The 24,091-nt window shown below is 71.4% G+C and carries 19 protein-coding genes and 23 pseudogenes; 2 read left to right on the plus strand and 40 right to left on the minus strand.

Annotated elements, in window-relative coordinates:
* Nucleotides 1–26: 26 nt before the first annotated feature.
* The 29 genes and pseudogenes from UG55_RS19490 to rpsB (UG55_RS39615) form a co-directional block, all read right to left on the minus strand.
* Nucleotides 27–371 (minus strand): Rrf2 family transcriptional regulator (locus UG55_RS19490; protein ID WP_242424792.1); only part of this gene is annotated, 345 nt, incomplete at its 5' end.
* A gap of 1 nt (nt 372) precedes the next feature.
* Nucleotides 373–482 (minus strand): annotated as a pseudogene (locus tag UG55_RS39520) (transcriptional regulator); the annotation flags it as partial.
* 58 nt (nt 483–540) lie between these two features.
* Nucleotides 541–1,665 carry an ABC transporter permease gene (locus tag UG55_RS19495; RefSeq protein ID WP_083986996.1) on the minus strand — a complete coding sequence of 375 codons (1,125 nt, stop codon included), beginning with the start codon at nt 1,663–1,665 and terminating at the stop codon, nt 541–543.
* Nucleotides 1,655–2,108 (minus strand): ABC transporter ATP-binding protein (locus tag UG55_RS39525; protein WP_242424793.1); only part of this gene is annotated, 454 nt, incomplete at its 5' end. The genes UG55_RS19495 and UG55_RS39525, both read right to left, overlap by 11 nt.
* A 1-nt stretch (nt 2,109) precedes the next feature.
* Nucleotides 2,110–2,416, minus strand: a pseudogene (locus tag UG55_RS39530) (ATP-binding cassette domain-containing protein); the annotation flags it as partial.
* Between the two features lie 185 nt (nt 2,417–2,601).
* Nucleotides 2,602–3,061, minus strand: a pseudogene (locus tag UG55_RS39535) (sulfonate ABC transporter substrate-binding protein); the annotation flags it as partial.
* Between the two features lie 2 nt (nt 3,062–3,063).
* A pseudogene (locus UG55_RS39540) lies at nt 3,064–3,144 on the minus strand (hypothetical protein); the annotation flags it as partial.
* A gap of 1 nt (nt 3,145) precedes the next feature.
* A pseudogene (locus UG55_RS39545) lies at nt 3,146–3,675 on the minus strand (ABC transporter substrate-binding protein); the annotation flags it as partial.
* 333 nt (nt 3,676–4,008) lie between these two features.
* Nucleotides 4,009–4,860, minus strand: coding sequence for a GNAT family N-acetyltransferase (locus tag UG55_RS19510; RefSeq protein ID WP_066071213.1), 852 nt, complete (start codon nt 4,858–4,860; stop codon nt 4,009–4,011).
* 22 nt (nt 4,861–4,882) lie between these two features.
* Nucleotides 4,883–5,872: pseudogene (ispG, locus tag UG55_RS19515) on the minus strand (flavodoxin-dependent (E)-4-hydroxy-3-methylbut-2-enyl-diphosphate synthase); the annotation flags it as partial.
* 1 nt (nt 5,873) lies between these two features.
* Nucleotides 5,874–6,032 (minus strand): annotated as a pseudogene (locus UG55_RS39550) (flavodoxin-dependent (E)-4-hydroxy-3-methylbut-2-enyl-diphosphate synthase); the annotation flags it as partial.
* Nucleotides 6,033–6,245: 213 nt separating this feature from the next.
* Entirely contained in the window at nt 6,246–7,439 is a 1,194-nt protein-coding gene (locus UG55_RS19520) for an RIP metalloprotease (protein WP_066071218.1), read from the minus strand.
* A partial coding sequence (dxr, locus tag UG55_RS19525; protein WP_242424795.1) for a 1-deoxy-D-xylulose-5-phosphate reductoisomerase occupies nt 7,439–8,546 on the minus strand: 1,108 nt, incomplete at its 5' end. The genes dxr and UG55_RS19520, both read right to left, overlap by 1 nt.
* Before the next feature lie 25 nt (nt 8,547–8,571).
* Nucleotides 8,572–8,689 (minus strand): annotated as a pseudogene (locus tag UG55_RS39560) (hypothetical protein); the annotation flags it as partial.
* Nucleotides 8,690–8,845: 156 nt separating this feature from the next.
* A pseudogene (locus UG55_RS39565) lies at nt 8,846–9,593 on the minus strand (plasmid partitioning protein); the annotation flags it as partial.
* 1 nt (nt 9,594) lies between these two features.
* Nucleotides 9,595–10,060, minus strand: a pseudogene (locus UG55_RS39570) (plasmid partitioning protein); the annotation flags it as partial.
* 178 nt (nt 10,061–10,238) lie between these two features.
* A partial coding sequence (rlmN, locus tag UG55_RS39575) for a 23S rRNA (adenine(2503)-C(2))-methyltransferase RlmN (protein WP_242424796.1) occupies nt 10,239–10,924 on the minus strand: 686 nt, incomplete at its 5' end.
* 1 nt (nt 10,925) lies between these two features.
* Nucleotides 10,926–11,056 (minus strand): annotated as a pseudogene (locus UG55_RS39580) (23S rRNA (adenine(2503)-C(2))-methyltransferase RlmN); the annotation flags it as partial.
* A gap of 1 nt (nt 11,057) precedes the next feature.
* A pseudogene (locus UG55_RS39585) lies at nt 11,058–11,305 on the minus strand (23S rRNA (adenine(2503)-C(2))-methyltransferase RlmN); the annotation flags it as partial.
* Between the two features lies 1 nt (nt 11,306).
* Nucleotides 11,307–11,459 (minus strand): annotated as a pseudogene (locus tag UG55_RS39590) (23S rRNA (adenine(2503)-C(2))-methyltransferase RlmN); the annotation flags it as partial.
* A gap of 69 nt (nt 11,460–11,528) precedes the next feature.
* The gene (locus UG55_RS19540) at nt 11,529–12,566 is read right to left on the minus strand and encodes a phosphatidate cytidylyltransferase (RefSeq protein WP_066071226.1); all 1,038 of its coding nucleotides are present in this window, start codon (nt 12,564–12,566) and stop codon (nt 11,529–11,531) included.
* A gap of 416 nt (nt 12,567–12,982) precedes the next feature.
* Nucleotides 12,983–13,540 (minus strand): ribosome recycling factor, encoded by a 558-nt coding sequence (gene frr, locus UG55_RS19545; protein ID WP_066071228.1) that lies wholly within the window; start codon nt 13,538–13,540, stop codon nt 12,983–12,985.
* Nucleotides 13,537–14,082, minus strand: a 546-nt coding sequence (locus tag UG55_RS19550) for a uridine monophosphate kinase (protein ID WP_242424797.1), incomplete at its 5' end; no start/stop codon positions are given. The genes frr and UG55_RS19550, both read right to left, overlap by 4 nt.
* Nucleotide 14,083: 1 nt before the next feature.
* Nucleotides 14,084–14,197, minus strand: a pseudogene (locus UG55_RS39595) (UMP kinase); the annotation flags it as partial.
* 1 nt (nt 14,198) lies between these two features.
* Nucleotides 14,199–14,310 (minus strand): annotated as a pseudogene (locus UG55_RS45555) (UMP kinase); the annotation flags it as partial.
* A gap of 325 nt (nt 14,311–14,635) precedes the next feature.
* Nucleotides 14,636–14,864: pseudogene (locus tag UG55_RS39600) on the minus strand (elongation factor Ts); the annotation flags it as partial.
* Nucleotide 14,865: 1 nt separating this feature from the next.
* A pseudogene (gene tsf / locus UG55_RS39605) lies at nt 14,866–15,250 on the minus strand (translation elongation factor Ts); the annotation flags it as partial.
* A 227-nt stretch (nt 15,251–15,477) separates the two neighbouring features.
* The coding region (gene rpsB / locus UG55_RS39610) for a 30S ribosomal protein S2 (RefSeq protein WP_242424798.1) at nt 15,478–15,973 on the minus strand (496 nt) is incomplete at its 5' end.
* A 1-nt stretch (nt 15,974) separates the two neighbouring features.
* Nucleotides 15,975–16,362 (minus strand): annotated as a pseudogene (gene rpsB / locus UG55_RS39615) (30S ribosomal protein S2); the annotation flags it as partial.
* Between the two features lie 692 nt (nt 16,363–17,054).
* Here rpsB (UG55_RS39615) and UG55_RS19565 point away from each other — a divergent pair.
* Together UG55_RS19565 and UG55_RS45560 are read left to right on the plus strand one after the other, a co-directional pair.
* On the plus strand, nt 17,055–17,508 hold a 454-nt coding region (locus tag UG55_RS19565; protein WP_242424804.1), incomplete at its 3' end, for a M23 family metallopeptidase.
* Nucleotide 17,509: 1 nt separating this feature from the next.
* A pseudogene (locus UG55_RS45560) lies at nt 17,510–17,615 on the plus strand (M23 family peptidase); the annotation flags it as partial.
* Nucleotides 17,616–17,768: 153 nt separating this feature from the next.
* Here UG55_RS45560 and dprA read toward each other — a convergent pair.
* From dprA to rplS, 11 genes and pseudogenes are all read right to left on the minus strand, one after another.
* Nucleotides 17,769–18,986, minus strand: a complete 1,218-nt coding sequence (gene dprA, locus UG55_RS19570) for a DNA-processing protein DprA (protein WP_242424799.1) — start codon at nt 18,984–18,986, stop codon at nt 17,769–17,771.
* A complete protein-coding gene (locus UG55_RS19575) occupies nt 18,983–20,527 on the minus strand; it encodes a YifB family Mg chelatase-like AAA ATPase (RefSeq protein ID WP_066071243.1) in 1,545 nt (514 codons plus the stop codon). Before UG55_RS19575 ends, dprA begins: the two co-directional genes overlap by 4 nt.
* On the minus strand, nt 20,527–20,819 hold a 293-nt coding region (locus tag UG55_RS19580), incomplete at its 5' end, for a YraN family protein (protein WP_242424800.1). The genes UG55_RS19575 and UG55_RS19580, both read right to left, overlap by 1 nt.
* Nucleotide 20,820: 1 nt before the next feature.
* Nucleotides 20,821–20,880, minus strand: a pseudogene (locus UG55_RS39620) (YraN family protein); the annotation flags it as partial.
* A 181-nt stretch (nt 20,881–21,061) separates the two neighbouring features.
* A complete protein-coding gene (locus tag UG55_RS19585) occupies nt 21,062–21,358 on the minus strand; it encodes a DUF2469 domain-containing protein (RefSeq protein ID WP_018640602.1) in 297 nt (98 codons plus the stop codon).
* The gene (locus tag UG55_RS19590; protein ID WP_066071309.1) at nt 21,355–22,068 is read right to left on the minus strand and encodes a ribonuclease HII; all 714 of its coding nucleotides are present in this window, start codon (nt 22,066–22,068) and stop codon (nt 21,355–21,357) included. Before UG55_RS19590 ends, UG55_RS19585 begins: the two co-directional genes overlap by 4 nt.
* Before the next feature lie 11 nt (nt 22,069–22,079).
* Nucleotides 22,080–22,572 (minus strand): signal peptidase I (lepB, locus tag UG55_RS39625; protein WP_242424801.1); only part of this gene is annotated, 493 nt, incomplete at its 5' end.
* Nucleotide 22,573: 1 nt separating this feature from the next.
* Nucleotides 22,574–22,757, minus strand: a pseudogene (locus UG55_RS39630) (signal peptidase I); the annotation flags it as partial.
* 41 nt (nt 22,758–22,798) lie between these two features.
* Nucleotides 22,799–23,249 (minus strand): annotated as a pseudogene (locus tag UG55_RS39640) (signal peptidase I); the annotation flags it as partial.
* A gap of 193 nt (nt 23,250–23,442) precedes the next feature.
* Nucleotides 23,443–23,566: 50S ribosomal protein L19 (locus tag UG55_RS39645; protein WP_242424805.1), on the minus strand; the 124-nt coding region annotated here is incomplete at its 5' end.
* 1 nt (nt 23,567) lies between these two features.
* Nucleotides 23,568–23,799 (minus strand): annotated as a pseudogene (gene rplS, locus UG55_RS39650) (50S ribosomal protein L19); the annotation flags it as partial.
* Nucleotides 23,800–24,091: the final 292 nt, after the last annotated feature.

Raw genomic sequence — 24,091 nt, forward strand, 5'->3', positions numbered from 1 at the left:
CCAGGAGAAAGCCACCCCGCACCGCGCTATCTGGTCAGCCAGGCGTCCGGCTCCTCGCGCAGCTCGCGGACGATCTCCGGCAGGTTGCCACTGGCGACATCCGCGAGGGTGACGGACTCCAGCACCCGGCGCAGGTTGACCCGGACCGCGATCCACACGTCCTGCAGGTGCTTGGCCGCGCCCTCGTAGTGCGCGGTCTCCGGCGGACGCCCCCGGACGCTGGCCAGCGGACCGTCGGTGGCCCGGATGACAGTCGCGATCGTGATCTCTTCTGCCGGTCGGCAGAGCTGGTAGCCCCCGTCCGCGCCGCGGCGGCTCTGCACGAGGCCACTGCGCCGCAGGTCGGTGAGGATGTTTTCCAGGAAGCGCAGNGGGAGGTCCTGCGCCGAGGCGAGCGTCTCCCCCTTGACGAGGTTGCCGTCCGAGGCGGCGAGCGTGAGCAGGGCCCGCAGTGCGTAGTCGGCCCGGGCGGAGATCTGCATGGGACCATCTTGCCGCCCGGGCCGTGCCCGGGCCTCCGGTGGCCCGTCCGCGGACCGCTCAGGCGGTGGTGTCCGCCGAGCCAGGGCCGTTGGAAACAGCCGCCACGGCGCCGGAACCAGCGGCCGGCACGCCGTTCTGGGAGCCACCGGAACCGCGCGAGCCACGAGAACCGCGGGAACCGCGCGAGCCCCGGGCGGAACGGACCGCGGCCGAGCCCTCGGCGAGCAGACCACGGCGCTGGCGCATCCGCCGGTCGAGCACGGAGAAGCCGGCGTCGACGGTGACGCCGATCAGGAAGATCGTCATCATGGAGGCCAGCACACCGACCGTGTCCGACAGCTCCCGGGCGTTCTGCAGATCCACTCCGATCGAGGAGTGGCCCGGGACGGTGACGAGCAGCTCGCCGGCCATCAGGCTGCGCCACGCGAACGCCCAGCCCTGCTTCAGCCCGGCGATCACCGACGGCAGCGCCGCCGGGGCCACGACGTACCGGTAGAGCGTGAACCCCTTCGCGCCCATGCTGCGCCCGACCCGGACGAGCAGCGGCGGGACGTAGTCGACGCCGTAGATGACCCCGTTCGCCACCGACGGGGCGGCGCCGAGCACGACGACGAACATGATCGCCGACTCGCTGAGCTTGAACAGCAGGATCGCGAGCGGGAACCACACGATGGACGGCATGGTCTGCAGCGCGGTGATGAACGACCCCACCGCCGTGCGCAACAGCGCGAACCGGGAGACCGCGAGCCCGACGACCACGCCGAGGACCAGGGCGAGGGCGTAGCCCTCGCACGCCCGGGTGAGCGTCCGGGCCAGGGCGTCCCAGAAGTCGGCCGACCCGAGCTGGTCGAAGAACTCCGGCAGCGCCTCGTCGGGCCCCGGCAGCACGTAGGAGGGCTTCCAGCCCGACCAGACCACTACCTGCCAGAGCAGGAGGAACAACCCGAGCGCGGCGACCTTCGGCCAGGTCGCCGCCCAGGCGCGGGCGGCCAGCGGACGTCGCTCGCGCATCGGGATGTCGAGGGCGTCCAGCCCGGCGAGCGTCTCGTCGGCGTCGCCGGCCGTCCGGTCCGCCGCGGTGAGCCGCTCGGTGTCCTCCCCCGCCGCCGCGGGCCTCCGCCCGGCCGGGAGGTCGATGCCGACGTCCTTGCCGGTGAGGGCGGTGTCGGTCTCAGTGGCCATGGCGGGCGACCTCCTCCCGAAGCCGCGCCGTCACGACGGAGGCGAGCTCGGAAACCTGGGGCTGGTCGAGGCGGCGCGGGCGGTCGATCGCCACATCGAAGATCTCCGCGACCCGTCCGGGGCGGGAGGAGAGCAGGACGATCCGGTCACCGAGGCGCACCGCCTCCCGCACGTCGTGCGTGACGAACAGCACGGTGATGCCCGTCTCCCGCCAGATCCGCTCCAGCTCGTCATGCAGGAGATCACGGGTCATGGCGTCGAGCGCGCCGAAGGGTTCGTCCATGCACAGGATGTCCGCCTCCTGCGCGAAGGCCCGCGCCAGGCTCACCCGCTGGCGCATGCCGCCGGAGAGCTCGTGCGGACGCCGGTCCGCCTGGCCGGCGAGGCGGACCATCGCCAGCAGCTCGCGGACCCGGGCCTGGCGCTGGGCCTTCGGCATCCGCNGCAGCTTCAGCGGCACCTCGATGTTGCCGCCGGCCGTGAGCCAGGGCAGCAGCGCCGAGTCCTGGAACATCATCCCGACCCGGTGTCCGTGGGTGTCCACGGTGCCCGCCGTCGGCCGGTCGAGGCCGGCCACCAGCCCGAGGAGGGTCGACTTTCCACAGCCCGACGCCCCGAGCAGGCAGACGAACTCTCCGGGACGAACATCCAGGCTGATGTCGTCGAGGGCGCGGACCTGGGCGGCGCCGGCGCCGAAGACCCGGCTGACCCCGTCGATCCGCAGCGCCGTGTCCGTCGCGAGCGCGGTCACATCTTGCTCCCCTCAGGGTGTGTCAGGTGCTGGACGAAACCCCTGCGGGTACCGCCGTGTGCCCGCGCCCCTCCGCCCGGCCGCGGCCAGCTGCTCAGGCTGACCGCGACCGGGCGGAGCGGAAGCGCGGGCGGACCGGCCCGGCGGGCGCTCGGCCCGCCGAGGTCAGGCCGCTGTTCCGGACCTCACTTGTCCGCGACCGCGGGCTGGCCGTCGGCGGCGAGGATCTCGTTCAGGATCGTCAGATCGAAGATCCCGTCGAGCTTGGGGTCCTCGATGAGCCCGAGCTCCTCCTGGTGCGCCGCCGAGGTGAACAGCGACTTCGCGACCGGGTCGGGGCTGAAGGTCAGCCTCTTCCACGCGGAGCTGACGACACCCTCGGCCAGCGGCTTGCCGGTGATCTTGCCGAGCGCCTCGTTGGTGGCGGTCTGCCCGGCGGCCGGGTCGTCGTTGAGCTGCTTGATCACGGCGATGTTGGCGGTGAGGAGCCGCCGGATGATCTCGGGGTTCTTCTCCAGGTAGTCGGTGCGGACCAGCAGGACGGTCGTGACGAACTTGCCGTCGGTCTCGGGCCACTCGTCCGCCTCGTCCACGAGCACCGTGCCGCCCTCGGCGATCAGCCGGGAGGCGGTGGGCTCGGGCACCNNGGCGCCGTCGATGGCGCCGGACTTGAAGGCGTCGACGGTGGTCGAGTTCTCCTGCGGACGAATCGAGAGGTCGCCGCCACCNTTGGTGTCGGTCGCGATGCCGTTCTTCTTGAGGAAGAAGCGCAACGCCACGTCCTGGGTGTTACCGAGGCTGGGGGTCGCCAGCGTCTTGCCGCGCAGCTGCTCCACCGAGGTGATCTCGGGCTTGACGACCAGCGCCGCGCCGCCGGAGGTCACACCGGAGACGACGCGGATGGCCTCACCCTTCGACTTGATGAAGGTGTTGACCGCGGGGTTCGGGCCGATGAAGCCGGCGTCGAGCGCGCCGGAGAGGATCGCCTCCGCCTCCTGGACGCCCGAGTTGAAGGTCGAGGGCTGCAGCTTCACCCCGGCACCGAGTTCCTTGGCGAAGGTTCCCTGCTCAACGCCGACGATCGCCGGGGCGTGGGTCAGGTTCGGGAAGTACCCGAGGCGCAGGGTTCCCGTCACCTCCCCGGAGTCCGACACGGACTCGGTTCCCCCGTCGTCGCCCGAGCAGGCGGTCACCGCCAGCGCGAGTGCACCGGCAGCAACCAGTGGCACGAACCGCTGCCACAGCCTCTTGGGCTTCATCACGTTCCGCTTCCCTTTCCGCACCCCTGACGCGCACTCACAAAGTCGATCAAACGGATCTTGTCGACCGAACACGTCAAGTCAATTGAAGACATCGGGAAAGTAAGGATGCCAGACGTGTGCGCATCTCGCCATCGGAATTCACACGGAAGACACGATGCCGCACCAGGAGTACATAACTGCTCACGTAAAGCGCCGAACCACACGGAGCGAGTCCCAGCGGCACCCGCTTCGTCCCGACCCCGGCCGGAAAACGGGCCGGTCAGGCCGGCCGGGCCGGCCGGGCCGACGAACCGAGGGGCGAGGGGCGAGGGTGCGAGCCGAAAGAGGCGATCAGAAGAGGATCGAGGCGAACGTTCCCACGCGCTCGAAGCCGACCCGGTCGTACGCCCGGCGCGCGACGTGGTTGAAGTCGTTCACATACAGGCTCACGACCGGGGCGAACATCGTCTGCGCCAGCGCCACGACACTGGCCGTCCCGGTTACACCGAGGCCGCGGCCGCGCAGGGCGGGATCGACCCACACACCCTGGATCTGGCAGACGTCGCCGGCGACGGCCCCGATCTCCGCCTTGAAGAGCACCCGACCGTCCTCGATGCGGGCGAAGGAACGCCGCTGCCCGATGAACTCGGCGACCCGGGAACGGTAGAGCGAGCCGCCGTCGGCTCCGACCGGGGAGACCCCGATCTCCTCGGTGAACATCGCGATACAGGCGGGAAGCAGAACGTCCAGCTCGTCCGGCCGGACCAAGCGGACCGCGGGGTCCGGCGCCACGCGCGGCGGCCCGCTGATGGCGAGTAAGGGCTGCTCGCGGCGGATCTCCCGGGCGGGGCCCCAGACCGGTTCCAGATGCCGCCACATGGCGGACACCGCCGAGCCGGTACCCACGATCGACGAGCAGCGGCGGCCCTGGCGGCGGGCCCGCTCGGCGAACAGCTTCGCCGAGTCCGGGCTCGCCGCCACGGGCCAGAGGTTCGCGCCGGAATAGCACAGGGCGGTGAGACTGCCGTTGACGGTGTGCCCCCAGATCTCGGCGCCGAGGCGCCAGGGATCGAGACCACACGACGCCACCCGGGACGCGACGAAGACGTCGGCGACCGGATCGCGACTCAACAGCTCGGTGACAGCGGGCAGATCCCGATCATCGAGCAGCCGGGTCGGAGCAGAGCGCAGCGGCAGACCCATCCAGCCCTTCCCAGTTGCTAGNCCACGGACACCGTCGGCGAGCCGGAGGCCGCGCCGTCGGCACTGATCTCCTCCGCCAGGCGCATGGCCTCCTCAATCAGAGTCTCCACGATCTGCGCCTCGGGCACCGTCTTGATGACCTTGCCACGCACGAAGATCTGACCCTTGCCGTTGCCGGAGGCGACACCGAGGTCGGCCTCACGCGCCTCGCCCGGGCCGTTGACGACGCAGCCCATGACGGCCACCCGCAGCGGCACCTCCATGCCCTCCAGCCCGGCGCTGACCTCGTTGGCCAGGGTGTAGACGTCGACCTGGGCCCGGCCGCAGGCCGGGCAGGAGACGATCTCCAGCCGGCGCTCCTTGAGCCCGAGCGACTCCAGGATGGCCGCGCCGACCTTGACCTCCTCGATCGGAGGGGCCGACAGCGAGACCCGGATCGTGTCGCCGATGCCCTCGGCGAGCAGAGCGCCGAAGGCGACCGCCGACTTCACGGTGCCCTGGAACGCGGGGCCGGCCTCGGTGACGCCGAGGTGCAGCGGGTAGTCACAGGCCTGGGCCAGCAGCCGGTAGGCCTGGATCATCACCACGGGGTCGTTGTGCTTCACCGAGATCTTGATGTCGCGGAAGTCGTGCTCCTCGAACAGGGAGCACTCCCACAGCGCGGACTCGACCAGCGCCTCCGGCGTGGCCTTGCCGTACTTCTCCAGGAGCCGCTTGTCGAGCGACCCGGCGTTGACGCCGATGCGGATCGGGACCCCGGCCGCCTTGGCGGCCCGGGCGATCTCGCCGACCTTGTCGTCGAACTGCTTGATGTTGCCCGGGTTCACCCGCACCGCGGCGCAGCCCGCGTCGATCGCGGCGAACACGTACTTCGGCTGGAAGTGGATGTCGGCGATCACCGGGATCGGCGACTTGCGGGCGATCGCCGCGAGCGCGTCCGCGTCGTCCTGACTCGGGACGGCGACCCGCACGATCTGACACCCGGAGGCGGTCAGCTGGGCGATCTGCTGCANGGTGGCGTTGACGTCCGAGGTCAGCGTGGTGCACATCGACTGGACGGAGACCGGGGCGTCACCCCCGACCGGCACGTTGCCCACTTGGATCTGCCGGCTGACCCGCCTGGTTCCGACCGGGCGGGGCGGAGCGGCGGGCATGCCCAGAGTAACGGTCACGATGTCCTCACTGGCGTGTCGGATTCTTGATCGTCAGTTGGAGACCCGGCCCCGGTCCGTCACGGCCGGGTCGTCCNGGTCGATCGGCGTCGTGTGGTGTGGGGCGGCGCACTCACGACGGCCGGCGCGACGTTCCGGTCAGATCCACCGGATGCACCGGCGGCCGGGACGCCCGCTGACCACCACCGCGCGCCACCGCGGGTACACGGCGGCTCACTGGTTGATGCGGATTGGGTTGACGATGTCGGCGGACAGAATGATCAGACTGAACCCGACGAGAACGACGACCGTTGCGTACGTGGCTGGTAACAGCTTCGCGAAGTCCACCGGCTGCACCGGGCCGCGGTAACCGCGTAGCCGCCGCAGGCCGTGTCGGGCCTGCTCGAACCCGAGCACCGCGATGTGCCCACCGTCGAGCGGAAGCAGCGGAAGCAGGTTGAAGATCCCGATAGCGAGGTTGATCGCGGCGACAAGGATCAGGAAACCGCCGATGCGGTCGGACCAGTCCTCGTCCGCGGTGGCGACCTCGCCGCCGAGACGAGCCGCACCGACCACACTGATGAAACCGCTTTCGTCGCGGTCGTCACCGAAGATGCGGCTGATGTCGTCGATCCGTTCGGTGAACGTTTCGTACATCCCGGTGAACCCGGATCCGATGACCTTGAAGGTCTCCGGGACGGCTCCGAGCGGGCCGTAGTGGCGGGTCTCCTGCCCGGGGCTCACACCCAGCGCGCCCACCGGATCGGTGCCCTGCCCCCCGGTCCTGCGGTCACGCAGGACCTCGACGAGGTCGGGCCGCAGGGTCAGGAGCTCGCCGTCCCGGGAGACCACGAGCTCCGCCGGCCCCGGCCCGTGATCGCGCACGAGCTGGGTGAAGGCGTCCCAGGTGCTGATGGGGTGGCCGTCGAAACTCACCACCCGGTCGCCCGTGAGCAGGCCGGCGGCCGCCGCCGGGCCGGGCCCGGCGCAGGCGTTCGTGCTCGTCCCCGCGGTCGCGACACAGCTCGTCCGCCCGATCATCGTCTCGCTGGTCTGCGTGGTGCCGAGTGCCACCAGCACGCCGTAGATCAGCACGATGGCGATGACGAAGTGGACGAACGAACCCGCGGACATCACGACCAGCCGCGCGTGCGCCGCGGCCTTGTAGAAGGCCCTCGGCTCGTCAGCCGGGTCGATCTCCTCGAGGGAGGTCATTCCCTCGATCTTGACGAACCCGCCGGCGGGAATGGCCTTGATGCCGTACTCGGTCTCCCCGCGCCGCTTCGACCACAGGGTGGGACCGAAGCCGACGAAGAAGCGGGACGCCTTCATCCCGAAGTACCTGGCCGTGACGAAATGCCCGGCCTCGTGCAGGACGACCGAGACGAACAGGGCGAGGACGAACGCGCCGATGCCCAGAGCTGCCATCAAGCATGTCCTCCGGCCGCCACCGGCCGCCCGCCGACCTGCTCGATCAGGCGGTTCGCGGCGGCGCGCGCCTCGCGCTCGACGGCGAACACCTCGTCCAGCGTCGGACGGGCGATCACCTCGTGCGCCTCCACCACCTCGGCCACCAGGTCGACGATACGGACGAACGGCAGCCCGCCCGCGAGGAAGGCGGCGACGGCCTCCTCGTTCGCCGCATTGAACACCGCCGGGGCGGTGCCACCGAGCCGGCCCGCCGTGCGGGCCAGGTCGACCGCGGGGAACGCGACGGTGTCCAGCGGCTCGAACGTGAGGGACTGGGCTCGGGTCCAGTCCATCGGTGGCTGGGCCTGGGGCACCCGGTCCGGCCACCCCAGCGCCAGCGCGATCGGGAGCCTCATGTCCGGCGGCGAGAGCTGGGCGATGGTCGATCCGTCGGTGAACTCGACCATCGAGTGAACCAGCGACTGCGGATGAACGACGACCTCGATGTCGTCATAGGGCACCCCGAAGAACAGGTGCGCCTCGATGAGCTCAAGGCCCTTGTTCATCAGCGTCGCCGAGTTGATGGTGACCAGGGGCCCCATCGCCCAGGTCGGGTGGGCCAGCGCCTGCTCCCGGGTCACACCGGCCAGCTCGTCCCGGCTCCGCCCGCGGAACGGGCCACCGCTGGCGGTCAACACCAGCTTGTGAACCTCCTCACGCCGCCCCCCGCGCAGGCACTGCGCGAGAGCCGAGTGCTCGGAGTCCACCGGCACGAGCCGGTCAGGGTTGCCGCCGAGCGCGTCGAGCACCAGCGGACCACCCGCGACCAGGGATTCCTTGTTCGCCAGCGCCACTGTCGCGCCGGCCTTGAGCGCCGCCAGGGTCGGCGCGAGCCCTACCGAGCCCGACACGCCGTTGAGGACGATGTCCGCCGGCCACGCCGCGATCTCGGTGGCCGCGTCAGGCCCCGCGAGAATCTTCGGCACCGCGAACTCCCCGCGGCGGTACCCACGCTTGGACGCCTCCGCGAAGAACGCGAGCTGCAGGTCCTGCGCGGACGAGGCAGCGGCGACACCAACCGCCTCGACCCCGAGATCGAGCGCCTGCTCGGCGAGCAGGTCTACCNGCGACCCCCCGCCCATCAGCGCCNCCACCCGGAACTTGTCCGGGTTGCGGCGTACGACATCTATCGCCTGGGTCCCGATCGAGCCGGTAGACCCGAGCAGAACCACCTCACGCTGGACCGAAGCCTCCGCCACACCGCCTATTCTCGCAGGCCCTTCGGCGCTTCGACCGAGGCCTGTTCGGTTCCTGACAGGTGCGACCCGAAGGTGTGCGTTGGGTGCACCCGCACCTACCAGGGGTCAACGCCGGGAAGGCGGCCGCGCCCGGGATGCGTCAGGCCCTCACCGGGCGTTGTCCCGCTACTGGCCTTCGGGCGCGGTGCTCGCCGACGGGGCCACCGACGACGAGGTTGGCACCGGGGTGGGGGTCGGGCTCGATGTGGTCGCGGGCTCGCCGGTGGTATCCGGTGCCGTTGATGCGGACGGGCCCACCCCCGGAGTGGGTGTCGCGGACGCCGGCCGGGGTGTCGCGGCCTCGGGGGTGCCGGCCGGGCCGCCGCCGGACGAGCCGCCGCCGGCCGCTCCCCCGCCGGTGATCGTCCGCCCGTCCGCGGGGTGGCCGGCGAAGAAGGCCAGCGCCACGACCGTCGCGCTCAGGCTGGACACCGTGCGCCCCAGCTCCGCGGGCGCGGCCACGGGCGCCCCGGGCCAGGTGTGGCCGCCGCCCTGCATCGCCAGCACACCCACGTCCTTCCCGTTCGGGCAGGACGTCCAGGCGGTCCGCATCACGTTGGCCAGGTCCCGGGAGGTCGGGTGCTCACCGCCGCAGCCCAGCGCCCTGGCATAGCTGTCGAGACGGCTCTCCACCGGCTGGGCGACCAGCCCCGCGTAGGGGGCGGGGCGCGCGGGGCCCCCGCCGTCCCAGGGCGCGATCGGGTCCTCGGTCCCGTGCAGCTCCAGCACGCTTGCCCGCGGCCCCGCGCAGTCGTCCGGCAGCCGGCTCGATCCAGCCGTGACGAGTGCCGCGATCCGGTCGGGCAGCGCACAGGCGAGAGCGAAGGCCATGTCGGCCCCGTCGGAGAAGCCGGTCAGGAAGACGCGCTTCGCGNCCAGGCACATCCGACCGGTCAGGTCGTTGAGCAGCGTTCCGACGAAGAGGACGTCGTCCGGGCCCACCTCGGCCGAACGGGTGAAGTTCCATCGGGCGGCCGCGCCGAGTGGTGCGGCCACGGCATAGCCGGCCCTGGTTCCCGCGTCCGTCAGCTGGGTGTACTGCTCAAGCTCCGCCGGGGACTGGTCCTGGTCGTGCAGACTGACGATCAACGGCAGTGGGGAGCCCGCGCCGCCACCCTGCGGGACTGCCAGCTGGTACTGCCGGTCCGTGCCGGCTACCGAAATAATCTGGTTCGTGACGCCGGCCGGCAGGCTCTGGCCCGTGTCGCACCCGCTGGCCGGCGGTGGGGGCACCGTGGGCAGCGCGACCGCGCCCGGAGCGCCATCGGGGCCGCCGGCCTCCGCCAGTGCCGAGGCCACTGGAGCGACCGCCCCGGACTCCCCCGACGGGGACTGTGCCATCGCGTACCACAGCAGCAGCAGCAGGACCCCGGCCGCGGCGGTGATCGGCAGCCACAGCGTGTTCGCCGGGCGGGAACCGTTCCGCAGGACCCCGGACCGCGCCAGTCGCTGCCGCCCCGGCACCGACCTCGCGGCCCCGGCCACGGACCGGCCGGAACCGCGCCGCCTGCCGGCGGAGCTACCGAACGCCAAGACTGCCGCCCCGCTCACCCAGCACGGACTCACCCAGCGCGGGCCGCACCGCCGCGCCCGGCCCACCACGCGCTGCTCGGCCGCGGGCGGGCGGTTCCGCCGCCAGCTGCCCGCAGGCGGCCGCGATCTCGCGGCCGCGGGTGTCCCGGACCGTCGCCGCGATCCCCCGCGCCCGCAGCCGGTCGACGAACTCCCGCTGGCCGCGGGGAGCGCTCGCCTGCCAGGACGAGCCACCGGTCGGGTTGAGCGGAATCAGATTGACGTGGGCCAGCTGCCCCACCAACAGTGCGGCAAGGGCCTCGGCACGCTCGGGTGAGTCGTTCACGCCGTCGATCAGGGCGTACTCGATGCTCACCCGCCGGCCGGTGACCTCGGCGTAGTCCCAGGCTGCCGCGAGGACCTCGGCGACCGGCCACCGGGTGTTGATCGGTACCAGCTCGTCCCGCAGCTCGTCGTCCGGCGCGTGCAGGGACACCGCGAGGGTCACCGGCAGACCTTCCGTGGCCAGCCGGCGGATACCCGGCACGAGGCCGACGGTGCTCACCGTGAGGCTCCGCGCGGACAGGCCGAGACCGTCCGGCGCCGGGTCGATGAGCCGGCGCAGCGCGGTGAGCAACGCCCGGTAGTTGGCCAACGGCTCGCCCATGCCCATGAACACGACGTTCGACAGCCNGCCGGCACCGCCGGGCAGGCCGCCCCGAGCCATCGTGCGGGCCGCGTCCACCACCTGTTCGACGATCTCGGCGGTGGAGAGGTTGCGGGTCAGCCCGCCCTGGCCCGTGGCGCAGAACGGACACCCCATCCNACAGCCCGCCTGGCTGGAGACGCAGACCGTCGCCCGGCGCGGATAGCGCATCAGCACCGACTCGATGCGGGAGCCGTCCGCCGTCCGCCAGACGGTCTTGCGGGTCTGCCCGCCGTCACAGTCGAGGGTCGTGGCGGCGGTGAGCAGCCGCGGCAGCATGGCCTCGACGAGCGTCGAGCGGACCGGTGCGGGCAGGTCCGTCATCAACGCGGCGTCGTCGGCGCCCAGGTGCCGGGCGAAGTAGTGCCNGGCGAGCTGGTCGGCGCGGAATGCCGGCAGCCCCAGTGAGGTGGCCACGGAACGCCGTTCTTCGCGGGAGAGGTCCGCGACGTGACGCGGCGGGCGGGACCGTCCTGCCACCAGTGGCAGAAGGTCTCCGGAATCGGCGGGCGTGGCAGTCATGGCAGCTCCAGTCTGCCAGGGAGTCCGGCGAGACGGACAGCCGGTGATCGACCGTTCCCCCGCGGTGGCTCAGCCGAGGAAGGCGGTGATGAGCAGCCAGGCCACCGGAGCGGTACACAGCAACGAGTCGAGACGATCCATGATGCCGCCGTGACCGGGCAGCAAATTGCCCATGTCCTTGATGCCGATGTCCCGCTTGAGCAGGGACTCCCCGAGATCACCCACGGTCGCGGTGCAGGCGACGGCGACACCGAGCAGCGCCCCCTGCCAGATCTCGCCGCCCAGTGGCCAGGCCGTCAGAACGGCGCCGACGATGACGCACGCGATGGTGGAACCGGCGAATCCCTCCCAGGACTTGCCCGGCGAGACCGTCGGCGCGAGCTTGTGCCGGCCGCCGGAGAGCACCCCCGCGGTGTAGCCACCGATGTCGCTCGCCACGACCGTGCCGAGGAACGCGATGGTGCGCCAGTGCCCGTCCGGCGCGGAGGTGAGCAGGGTGGCGAAGCCGGCGGGGAAGCCCACGTACGCCGAGGTGAAGACGCAGGCGGCGAGGTCGGGCAGCAGGCGCCCACCGCCCTCGGGCCCGGCCGGTTCGCGCAGCGCGCGCACGGCGACGGACACGGCCGTGGTGGCCGCCAGGGCCAGTACCAGTCCGTTCGTGCCCGCGGTGTAGGCCGCGACGGGCATCGCCACCGCCCCCACGGCCAGCGGCACGAGGGGCACCGACATCCCGGCGACGTGCAGCGCACGGACGACCTCGTAGGTGCCGAGCGCCACCGCCGCACTGACCACCCCGACCCAGACGGGATAGAAGGTGAACAGCGGCACCAGGATCAGCGCGCCCAGCGCGACCCCGACCGCGATGGCGGCCGGCAGATCGCGGCCGGCCCGAATCACCCGCCGACCGCCCGCGGGCGCCGGCTCGGCACCACGGGACGGCTGCTCGTCATGGCGGGACGGCTGCTCGTCATCGCGCGCCGGCTGGCTCTCGGTCCCGGTGGGCGCCGAGCTTCCCGATCCCGGGCCGTCGGCCATGTCCGCGCGATCAGTCACCGTCGTGTCCTCTGGAGGCACGCCCAGAGCCGAGATACTCACAACTCCGCCCATCCCGCCCGCCACGGCTGGCATGACCGCCGTCGGCAGCCTGGGCCCAGGCCGATCCGAATCTGTCTATACGAAATCTGTCGAGACGCGCGATGCCGCACTTGATGCCCTCCCCCGCGCCGTATCGGGACACGGCCAGAAGATCGGCACGGACACACCCTACCATTACACACGGCAACGCAACAGACACACAATCAACCCTCCGGGCGTCTCGCGCGTCCCGCCACTGCCGCGAAGGCAGGCGCGCGATTCCGGAACCGGGGAGATTCATCCACCCGCCAGGTACGCGAACGCCGATCCTGGCAGGTCGGTGTTCGCTCCCCCGCACCGCGGGAAGCCCTTCCTCCCCGGCCNGGCAGCCGGCACCCATCCCGGAGATCAAGGCGACTGGACGCTGTCNAGTTCAGACCTGCTCCGGGTCAGACCGAGAGAAGGTCCGACTCCTTGACGCGCAGAAGTTCGTCGACCTGGGCGACGTAGCGGTGGGTGGCCTCATCGAGGTCCTTCTCAGCGCGCCGGCCCTCGTCCTCCCCCGCCCCGCCGTCACGAACGATGCGGTCGATGGCGTCCTTGGCGTGGCGGCGGATGTTGCGGATGCTGACCCGGGCTTCCTCCGCCTTGGTCCGGGCGACCTTCACCAGGTCGCGACGGCGCTGCTCGGAGAGCTCGGGGAAGAGGCAGCGAATGATCGACCCGTCGTTGGTCGGGTTGACGCCGAGGTCCGAATCCCGGACGGCCTTCTCCACCGCGGCCAGTGACGACTTGTCGTAGGGCGTGATGATGACCATGCGCGGCTCGGGGATGTGGAACGAGGCGAGCTGCTGGACCGGGGTCGGAGCTCCGTAGTAGTCCACCAGGATCTTCGAGAAGACCGCCGGCGTGATACGCCCGGTGCGGATGTTCGCGAAATCATCCTTGGCGACCAGGACGGCCTTGTCCATCTTCTCCTCGGCCTCGAGGAGCGTGTCGTCGATCACCGGGTACCTTCCGTTCCGTACGTCTCGACACCGACCAGGGTGCCGATCTTCTCACCCCGGACGGCGCGGGAGATGTTTCCCTCGGTCAGAAGGTCGAAAACCACGATGGGCAGGTCGTTGTCCATGCAGAGACTGATCGCGGTCGCGTCCATGACCTTCAGGCCACGCGCGAGGACCTCACCGTAGGTGAGGGAGTCGAACCGGACGGCGCCGGGGTTCGTCGCCGGGTCGGCGTCGTACACGCCGTCGACCTTCGTCGCCTTAAGTACCGCCTGGGCCTTGACCTCCAGCGCCCGCTGCGCGGCGGTGGTGTCCGTCGAGAAGAACGGCGCACCCAGCCCCGCACCGAAGATCACCACCCGCCCCTTCTCCAGGTGACGGATCGCCCGCAGGGGGAGGTAGGGCTCGGCTACCTGGCCCATGGCGATCGCCGTCTGGACCCGGGTGACGATGCCCTCGCGCTCCAGGACGTCCTGCAGCGCCAGGCAGTTGATGACCGTGCCCAGCATGCCCATGTAGTCGGCACGCGCACGGTCCATGCCNCGCTCGGCCAGCGCCTGGCCGCGGAACATGTTCCCCGCCCCGACGACGATGGCGACCTCGATGCCCGACCTGCTCACCTTGGCGATCTGCCGGGCGATCGTCGCGAGGGTCGTGNGGTCGATCCCGAGCTGTTCCCCCCCGGCGAAGGCCTCCCCGGAGAGCTTCAGCAGGACACGGGTCCATCGGGGTGTGGTCTCGGCGCGATCTTCAGCGGCCACTTCACCCACGGCACTGTAGGCGTCATCGGTCACGGGCGGCTCCTTCGCCGACGGCCGGGATCATCGGCCAGGGACGTTCATGCTGACTGCAGTCTGCCGCACGCCTCCGGGACGGCTGCCCGTGGGCTCGCGTGGCGCGCCGACGGGCGCGAACCGTGGCCGATCGGATCGTGACGGTGGGGCCCCGGCGGCGCGGTCGGGCGCCGCCGCGCCCGACGCAGCGAGCTCCCCCGACCAGCGGACGGCGGCGAACCGACGTCGGCCGGACACCCGCGGAGACAATGTCACCCCGCCAGGTGCCCGGCCGTCTCGCTCCGCCGCGGCGCGTGCCCGCTCAGGCCTGCCGGACGTTGAACCGGGCGAACCGGCCCACTTCGATCTTCTCGCCAAGCGCGGACCCAGCCTGCTCCAGCAGGGCGCGGATGGTGATCTTGCCGTCCTTCACCCAGGCCTGGTCAAGCAGAACGGTGGCCTTGACGTAGCCGTTGACCCGACCCTCGACGATCTTCGGGATGGCCTTCTCGTTCTTGCCTTCCTCGCGAGCGGCCGCCTCGTAGATCTTCNGCTCCGACTCCAGCACCTCGTTGGGGATCTGGTCAGCCGTCACGTACAGCGGGTCCGCCGCGGCGATGTGCTGGGCGAGGTCCCGCGCGAGCTGCTTGAAGTCCTCCGTCTTGGCGACGAAGTCGGTCTCGCAGCGCAGCTCGACGAGCACCCCCAGCGTGGGCGGGAGCTGCGGGTCGCTGCGGTGGAGGTAGGACTCGACGAGGCCGTTCGCCGTGCTGCGGCCCGCGCGCTTCGCGACCTGCGCGAGGCCCTTCTCGCGCAGCCAGGACTTGGCCTTCTCGAAGTCACCGTCGTGGTCGACGAGCGCCTTCTTGACGTCGCTCATCCCGGCACCGGTCAGTTCCCGGAGCTTGCGGATGTCGGCGGCTGTGATGTCTGCCATGGTGCTCTTCTCGTCAGTTCGATTGCTGGCGATGGGGGGCGTTCTGTCTCGGCGCCGGGACATACGCGACGCCGCCACGCGGCGCCACCGGCGATGCCCGCCGCCGCCCTGGGCGGCCGACGGTCACGCCGGACGGTCGCCTGCCCCGCCGGCAGATACCGCCGGGGGGTTGGATCGTGTCCTCCGGAGGGCGGACCCCCTCCGGAGGACACGGAAACCAGGATCTGTCAGACGGCGGTACCGACGGCGTCCGGCTGGGGCTGCTCCTGAGCCTCCGCCACCGGAGCCTCCGCCGCGGGCGCCTCCGCCGCCGGGGTCTCGCCAGCCGGAGCGGCGTCTCCGCGCAGCAGCGCCTGCTCCCACTCCGCCAGCGGCTCCTCGCCCACGGACTGCTCCGGCTTCGCCTCGGCGTTGCTCGACGCGCCGGCGCGCGACATCAGACCCTCGGCCACCGCGTCCGCGACAACCCGGGTGAGCAGCGCGGCGCTGCGGATGGCGTCGTCGTTGCCCGGGATCGGGTAGTCGACCTCGTCCGGGTCGCAGTTGGTGTCGAGGATCGCCACGACCGGGATGCCCAGCTTCCGGGCCTCACCAACCGCGATGTGCTCCTTCTTCGTGTCGACGACCCAGACCGCGCTCGGAACACGGCTCATGTCGCGGATACCGCCGAGAGTGCGCTCGAGCTTCGCCTTCTCCCGGGTCAGCACGAGCTGTTCCTTCTTCNTGCGGACCTCGGTACCGCCGGTCAGCTCGATCTCCTCGAGCTCCTTGAGCCGCTGGAGCCGCTTGTAGACCGTCGAGAAGTTGGTCAGCATCCCGCCCAGCCAACGCTCCTTGACGAAGGGCATGCCGACCCGCTGGGCCTGCTCCTCGATCGCCTCCTGCGCCTGCTTCTTCGTGCCGATGAACAGGACGGTCCCACCGTGGGCGACCGTCTCCTTCACGAAGTCGTAGGCGCGGTCGATGTAGGACAGCGTCTGCTGGAGGTCGATGATGTAGATGCCATTGCGCTCGGTGAAGATGTAGCGCTTCATCTTCGGGTTCCAGCGCTTTGTCTGGTGCCCGAAGTGAACGCCGCTCTCCAGCAGCTGCTTCATGGTGACGACGGCCATGTTCCCGTCGCTCCCTTCTCGCCCGGCATGCTGGCCGGGACGCCTCGGTTGTGACGGCCCCGGCGAAGAACCGAGGCCCCTGACGCCCGAATGGCCGTGGCCGCCGCAGGGCGACGGACCGAGGAGGCCCTCCCGGTCACAGCCGGGAGCAGGCGTGCGAACTGAGCCCGCTGGTGGCCGGAGATCGGCCGATGGCCGCCGCCGACCACTCGCCGGGGTGACCCCAGCCAGTGGACTCCGTATCGATGATACCCGGCCGGCGTGACCGGTCCGCTCGGACGGTGACCGGTCCGCTCGGATGGACGGCGCGGTCACCGGATGCCGGCGGGCCACCCACCGCCAGTCCGGTCGGCCGGTTGCTCCTCACCGGTGCACGCCCACCCGGGCCCCGACGGTGAGGCCACCAGGAGACACCCGAGCGCCTCTTCCAATTCCGGTTATCCACATTTGCCTTCGTCATCCTGCATTTTCTGGCAGACGAGCGCATTCTGATCCTGCTGGCTCCATTTGCCCCTGCCGGCCAGCAGAGCGGCGGTCGGGACCGCCCGACACGGACCCGACCGCCCTCGTCACCCGGTAGCGCCGGGATCCCGGCCGAGCCGGGAACAACTCCCCAGACCCGGAGGCGATCCGTCATGTCCCAGCCCCCGCGCCTCGACCCGGCCTGGCTGATCGTTCCCATCGTCGCGCTGATGGTCGCGATCGCCGGCCCTGGGCGGGTGCCGATCCGCCCGCCCTTCGGTGCCGGAACCCCCGTTTCCCCGCCCGCTCGCGTGCTTCCGGACCAACCACCGCCCGCCCGCCTCGTGCCCGCGCGGCTGGCCTCGACCGAAGGCGACGGCACCGGTTGGCGCTGGCCACTACCGGCTCCCGGCACGGTCGCGCGCGCGTTCCAGGCACCGGAACATCCGTACGGCCCGGGACATCGCGGGGTCGATCTGAGCTCCGTCCCCGGCGGGCGGGTCGAGGCCGCCCGGGACGGTGTCGTCGGCTTCGCCGGCTGGATCGGCGACCGGTGGGTCGTCACGGTCGTCCACGGTTCGCTGCGCACCACCTACGAGCCCGTGCGACCGCTCGTCCGCGAAGGCGAGCCGATCGCCGGGGGGCAGCCGATCGGGCTGCTCGAGTCTGGCCATCCCGGTTGCCNGGCACGCGCCTGCCTGCACTGGGGTGTCCTGCGAGGCAGCGAGTACCTCGATCCCGTCGCCTTCTTCCGACGGGTCCCGCCCCGGTTGCTTCCGCTGCTCGGCTGAGGCTCCACCCGCACCTGAAGAACCCGTTCCCGAGGGAACGCCGGCCCGACAGACCGACGGGCCACCCGCCGCAACGGTGGGTGGCCCGGTTCTCGCTCCTCCCTCAGGTTCTCGCTCGCCGCGTCGCCTCCCCCGGCCGACCGACCGCCGCTCTCAGGGACCGGACCGCTCCGACCGTCCCGGCGGCACGGAGCCCGCCTCCGGGTTCCGGCGGCGGTCCTGGGACGACGAGGATCGGCCGAGGGCCGTCAGCCGATACCCCGCCCGGGTCGCCTCGACCAGGCCTTCCACGGCCAGCGGGCCGAGCAGCGCCAGTGCCGTCCCGGGAGGACAGCCGACCCGGCGTGCCAGTTCAGCAACGCCGATGGCCGCTCTGGCCGGCATCACGTCGAGCAGTTCCAGGACCAGATCGGCCAGGCCGTCGCGGGCCCTGGCCGGGCCGGTCGACCGGGGCTCCAGCTCACCGATGTCACCGATCTCCTCTCCTACGTCGCCGGCAGTCGTGACCAGCACCGTCTCCTCTCGGTGATCCCGCAGCAGGCGATGGCATCCGCTGCTCATCGCGCTTGTCACCGGCCCGGGAACGACCATCACAGTGCGACCGAGGCGCCGGGCGTGGCGGACGGTGTTCAACGCCCCGCTACGCAGCCCCGCCTCCACCAGCACGGTGCCCGCGCCGAGCGCGGCGATGATCCGGTTCCGGGTGAGGAACCGACGCCGGTAGGGCGGACTTCCCGGCGGGGTCTCGCTGAGCACGAGACCGGACGCGGCGATCTCGTCGAGCAGATCGGCGTGGGCCGCCGGATAGGGCACGTCGACGCCACCGGCGAGGACCGCGATCGTGGGGCCGGCGGCGGCCAGCGCACCACGGTGGGCTGCGGCGTCGATACCGAACGCGGCCCCGGAGACGATCGTCCAGCCGCGTTCGGCCAGCCCGAAGCCGAACTCCTCGGCCTGATGGATGCCGTATTCCGTGGCCGCCCGGCAGCCGACGACCGCCACCGCCCGACGGGCGATCTCCGCCAGACTGGCCGTCCCCCTGGCCCACAACACGAGCGGAGCGCCATCCTCGCCCGCCCGGTCGACGCCGGCCCGGTCAAGCACGTCGAACGCGGTCGGCCAGTCCGCGTCGCCGGGACAGAGCGGGCGGGCCCCGACCCGCGCCGCGGCCTCGACATCCTGCTGGGGATCGATGCCCGGGTGCTGCGGCCTGAGCCGCTCCCACAGCGCGACCTCCCCGATGGCCTTCATCTGTTCGCGCATCGACGAACGGGCCGGACCGGCGATCCGGCTGAGCCCGATCCGGGCCAGCCGCCGCGCGTGGTCGGCTTCCCGCGGCCCGGACTGCCCGGACAGCTGATCGCCCCTCACGCGGACCTCCCGGGAAGACGCAGGTCCAGGGCGAGCCCCACCTCGGCAGGACCCGGGCGGTCCGTGCCCTCGATGTCGGCGATCGTCCAGGCGACTCGGAACACCCGGTCCAGCCCGCGAGCCGTGAGCAGGCCACGCTCATAGGCACGGTCGGCGAGCCGGGTCGCTTCCGGGCGCAGTGGCCACCGGCGGCGCAGCGCCGGCCCGGGAACCTCCGCGTTTCTTCGCCACGGGGTTCCGGCAAGTCGGCGCTCCATCGCCGATCGAGCCCTGCTGACCCGCTCGGCGACGGCTCCGGAGGACTCCCCGAGACCCCGGTCGGCCTTCAGTTCGGCCCGGGTGGGTGAGGCCAGTGCGACCTGGATGTCGATCCTGTCGAGAAGTGGGCCCGACAACCGCGCCAGGTAGCGCCGCCGCACCGCGCTCGGGCACTCACAACTGGGGTCGCGCGGCCCGCGGGCCCGTGAGCAGGGACAGGGGTTCGCGGCGAGGACCAGCAGGAACCGGGCCGGGAACCGGGTCGTGGCCCGCGCTCTGGCGACCTCGACAACCCCGCTCTCCAACGGCTGACGCAGTGCGTCCAGGCTCGTTCTGCCGAATTCCGGCGCCTCATCCAAGAACAGGATGCCGTGGTGCGCCTGGCTGGCGAGCCCCGGCCGGATGACCGAGGAGCCGGAACCGACGAGCGCCGCCGGGGTGGCGGAGTGGTGCGGGCTCCGGAAGGGCGGCCGAGTGACCAGCGGCCGACTGGCAGGCAGGACGCCCGCGACCGAATGCACCGCCGTGACCTCGAGAGCCGCCGTGGGATCCAGCGGTGGGAGCACCCCCGGCAGCCGCTCGGCCAGCATCGTCTTGCCGGAGCCCGGCGGGCCCACCATGAAGAGGTGATGCCCGCCGGCGGCGGCGACCTCGGCCGCGAGCCGCCCCCGGGCCTGCCCGGCGACATCCGCCAGGTCCGTGAGTTCGGGATCCGGTGGACCCGCCGCGGCGGCTACCGGCGGAACCGAAGGCGGAAGCGACGGCACTGACCTGCCTCGGAGCAGGTCGAGGACACCGGAGAGGTTGCGCATGGGCTCGATGACCGCGCCCGGCACCAGCGAAGCCTCCGCCGCGTTCGCCTCCGGGACGATGATGCGCTTCCGGCCGGCCTCGACCGCCGCCAGAACAGCGGGAAGAACCCCCCGCACCGGCCTGAGCCGGCCGTCGAGCGCGAGTTCCCCGATCAGGATGCGACGGGCCACCGCCCTCGCAGGCACGGCACCGGAGGCGCACAGGATCGCCGCCGCCATCGCGAGGTCGAAACAGCTGCCCGACTTCGGGAGTGTCGCCGGGAAGAGACCCACGGTGATCTTCTGATCCGGCCAGCGCTCGCCGGAGTTCAGCACCGCGGCGCGCACCCTGTCGCGTGCCTCGTGCAGGGCCGCGTCGGGCAGCCCGATCAGGGTGAAACCAGGCAGGCCGCGGGCCAGATCGGCCTCCACCTCCACGAGGTGGCCCTCGATCCCGATGACCGCGACGGCCAGCGAACGGGCGAGGACCATCAGAAGGCTCCCCGGCGGTGCTCGATCCGGAGCGGCCCCTGCTGTTCCCGGTAGACCGACAGCACATCGAAGCGCACGACCGCGGGCGGGTGGGGATGCTCGGCCAGCCAGCGCACGGCAAGCCGCCGGATTCGGGCGGCCTTCCGGCCCGCGACCGCCTCGGCACCGCTCCCGTAGCCGGACCCGCCGCGCGTCTTCACCTCGCAGAAGACGAGGGTGTCGCCGTGCCGGGCGACGATGTCGATCTCACCCTCGCGGCAGCGCCAGTTGCGGGCGAGGATCTCGGCGCCCTNGGCCCGCAGATGACGGGCGGCGACGTCCTCACCGAACCTGCCGAACCGCTGACTGACCCGCATGCGAGCCTCCGTCCCACCGGGGGTCGAACGCCCACCGGTGAGATCAGACTCCGCGCGCGCCGGCCGGAACGGACCCGCGGACGACCTCCTGTGGACAACGGATTTCCGTCCACAGCCCGCGGGCGGCGTGCACCGGCCGGTGCGGCCCGGGCGGCAGTCGTGCCGACGCGGGCGTCAGTCAGAGTTCGGCTTTGGTCAGTTCCTCGACGTTGATGTCCTTGAAGGTCACAACCCGAACGTTCTTCACGAAACGTGCCGGCCGGAACATGTCCCAGACCCAGGCGTCCCGCAGGGTGAGTTCGAAGAAGACCTCGCCGTCCGAACTGTTGCGAACCTCGATCTGGTAGTCGTTCGCCAGATAGAACCGCCGCTCGGTCTCGATGACATACGAGAACAACCCGACCACGTCGCGGTACTCGCGGTAGAGCTGGAGTTCCATCTCGGTCTCGTACTTTTCGAGGTCCTCCGCGCTCATGCGCGCTCCGTGGCGCCACGCAGGCTGGTCATAGCAACTCTGTCCTCCAGCCGCAACGATCGTGCTTTCCCCGCCAGCGCCGCCTGCGCGACGTTGACATATGACAGGCGGTGCTCCTCGCACGGCCCGTACCGCGCCAGCGCGGCGGCGTGCGCCGCGGTGACGTAGCCCTTGTGCTGCGCGAAATCGTACTCGGCATGCCGCTCGTGCAAACCACGCATGATCCGGTCTCTGGTCACCTTGGCCACCACGGACGCCGCCGCGATACATCCGACAACCCGGTCTCCCTTGATCACCGCGAGCGACTCCGCGCCGAAACCGTCGACGGCGAACCCGTCCGTCAGCACATATCCCGGGCGGATGTCCAGCCGCGCCACCGCCCGCCGCATCCCCATGATGTTGGCGACGTGTACACCGATCCGGTCGATGCGCGCGGCGGACACAACGGTGGTCGCGACCGCCGCGGCACTGGCCAGAACGTCGGAGTAGACCTCCTCGCGGATCCGCTCGGTGAGCAGCTTCGAGTCCGCGAGCCGCCCGAGCAGGCGCGTCCGGCGGGGGTCCACCACCACCGCGGCCACGACCAGCGGACCGGCGCAGGCACCCCGACCCGCCTCGTCCACGCCGGCCACCGGGCCGAGGCCCCTGCGCTGGAGCGCCCGCTCGTAGCCGAACAGGCCGGCGTCACTGCGGATCGCCGGGCCGCGCACGTCCGTCGGGATCAGGGCGAACCACCTGTGCCACGGCGCCGACGCCCACGCCGCCGACTCCCACGCCACCGACGCCCCGGGATGACGAGGGCCACCGCGGCCACCGGCGCGAGCAGGGCGTCCAGGGATCCGAGCGGGCCCGCGGCTGCCGGCGTCTGCCCAGCGGCGGGCGTCGGGGCGCTCGCGCCGGCGGCGGACGGGACGTCCGAGAACGTGCCCGGCACCGACAGCACGCCGGACCGGCCGATCGGCCAGACCCGCACGAACGCCCGACCGATCACCTTGTCCTGGGGCACCGGGCCGTTCTGCCGCGAGTCCGACGATCTGGAGCGATGGTCCCCCATCAGCCAGAGGTCACCATCCGGCACGGTGATCGGCCCGAACTCGCGGAAGTCGTTCTCGTAGACGTAGGGCTCGTCGAGGCCCTTGCCGTTCACCGTCACCCGCCCGGCACTGTCGCAGCAGGCGACGACGTCCCCGCCCACTCCGATCACACGCTTGATGNAGTCCTTCTCGCTCGGCGCACCGAGACCGAGCAGTTGCTGAACACTGCGGACAAAGCGGCTCACACCATTGCCCGGCTCCACGACGACCGACTCCCGCTCGAAGCCGGTGCCTTCGCCGTTGAACACCACGATCTCGCCACGGTGCACGTCGCGGAAGTGGTACACGACCTTGTTCACCAGCACNCGGTCGTTGATGAGCAGCGTGCGCTCCATCGACTCGGAGNGGATCCAGAACGCCTGAACGAAGACCGTCTTGATCAGCAGTGCGAGCAGAAAGGCGACCAGCACGAGGATCGGAAGCTCACGCAGGAACGAGCCGCGCCCACGGTCCCGGCGATCGGTCGGCCGGGAGACCCGGCGCCCGGTGGCCGCCGGGGCACCGCCCACGCCCGGCTCACCGTCACTCGGGCGGTCGCCCGCCGCCGCGGCGGCCGCCGGCCCGCCCGCACCATGCTCGAGAACGTCGGGGCCGGGCCTGGAGCCGGTCGGACCGATGTCGGAGGTTCCGGCAGCGGCACCGGAGGTTCCAGGGGCCGGAGCTCCAGGGCCAGCCGCCCCAGGGGCCAGAGCCCCAGGTTCAGGCGCATCACGGCGCGCGCCGGGGCCGGGCGTCGCTGGAACGCTCCCGGCCGCGCTGTCGGATGATTCGGGCGGGCCATGGTCCGATCCACTCACTGCGCCACCTCGCCAGGTCGGCCGTCAATCGTCATGGGGCGGGCAGAAGCCCGCCAAGGCCGCGCTCTGACCCCGATCAGCCCACGGTCTGACCATCCTGATGCACCGCATGCGCGGCGGAGTGGTTTGATGACCGGCCAGTCGCCCGGCGCCCTCCGCCCGGAGGGCACCGGAAGACAACCTGCCCGCAGGATCAGCGGCCGACCGGCTCGCGCTTCTCCTTGATCTTGGCGGCCTTGCCGCGGAGCTGGCGGAGGTAGTACAGCTTCGCCCGGCGGACGTCACCGCGTGTCACGATCTCGATCCGCGAGACGATCNGGCTGTGGAGCGGGAAGGTCCGCTCGACACCGACACCGAAGCTCACCTTGCGAACGGTGAACGTCTCCCGGATCCCGCCGCCCTGGCGTCGGATCACCACGCCCTGGAAGACCTGAATCCGCTGACGGTTACCCTCAACCACGCGCACGTGGACCTTCAGCGTGTCGCCCGGCCAGAAGTCCGGCACGTCCGTCCTGCGCGACTCGGCGTCGAGGCTGTCCAGGGTGTGCATGGCAGTCGCTTCCTCAGGGTTGTCACAGGCAAATGCATGGAACAGTCCACCGGCCGTGCCCGGCGGGCCNCCGCGGGCCGCTCCGCCACTCGGTCACACCAGACACCGGCACGGGGCCGGGCGGGATGCGCCAGAACGACGTGAAGCCGAAACGGCTGGTACACCAGGTCGACAGGCCGACCGGGTGCGCCGAATCGACAGACCGACGATGTCGGCGGCTGCCAGCGACGTGGCTACCAGTGACAATGTCAGTTGGCAGAGCCAGCGGCAAGGCAAGNCACGAGGCCAGTCA

Source organism: Frankia sp. EI5c (genome assembly GCF_001636565.1).
In the GTDB taxonomy this organism is placed as follows: domain Bacteria; phylum Actinomycetota; class Actinomycetes; order Frankiales; family Frankiaceae; genus Parafrankia.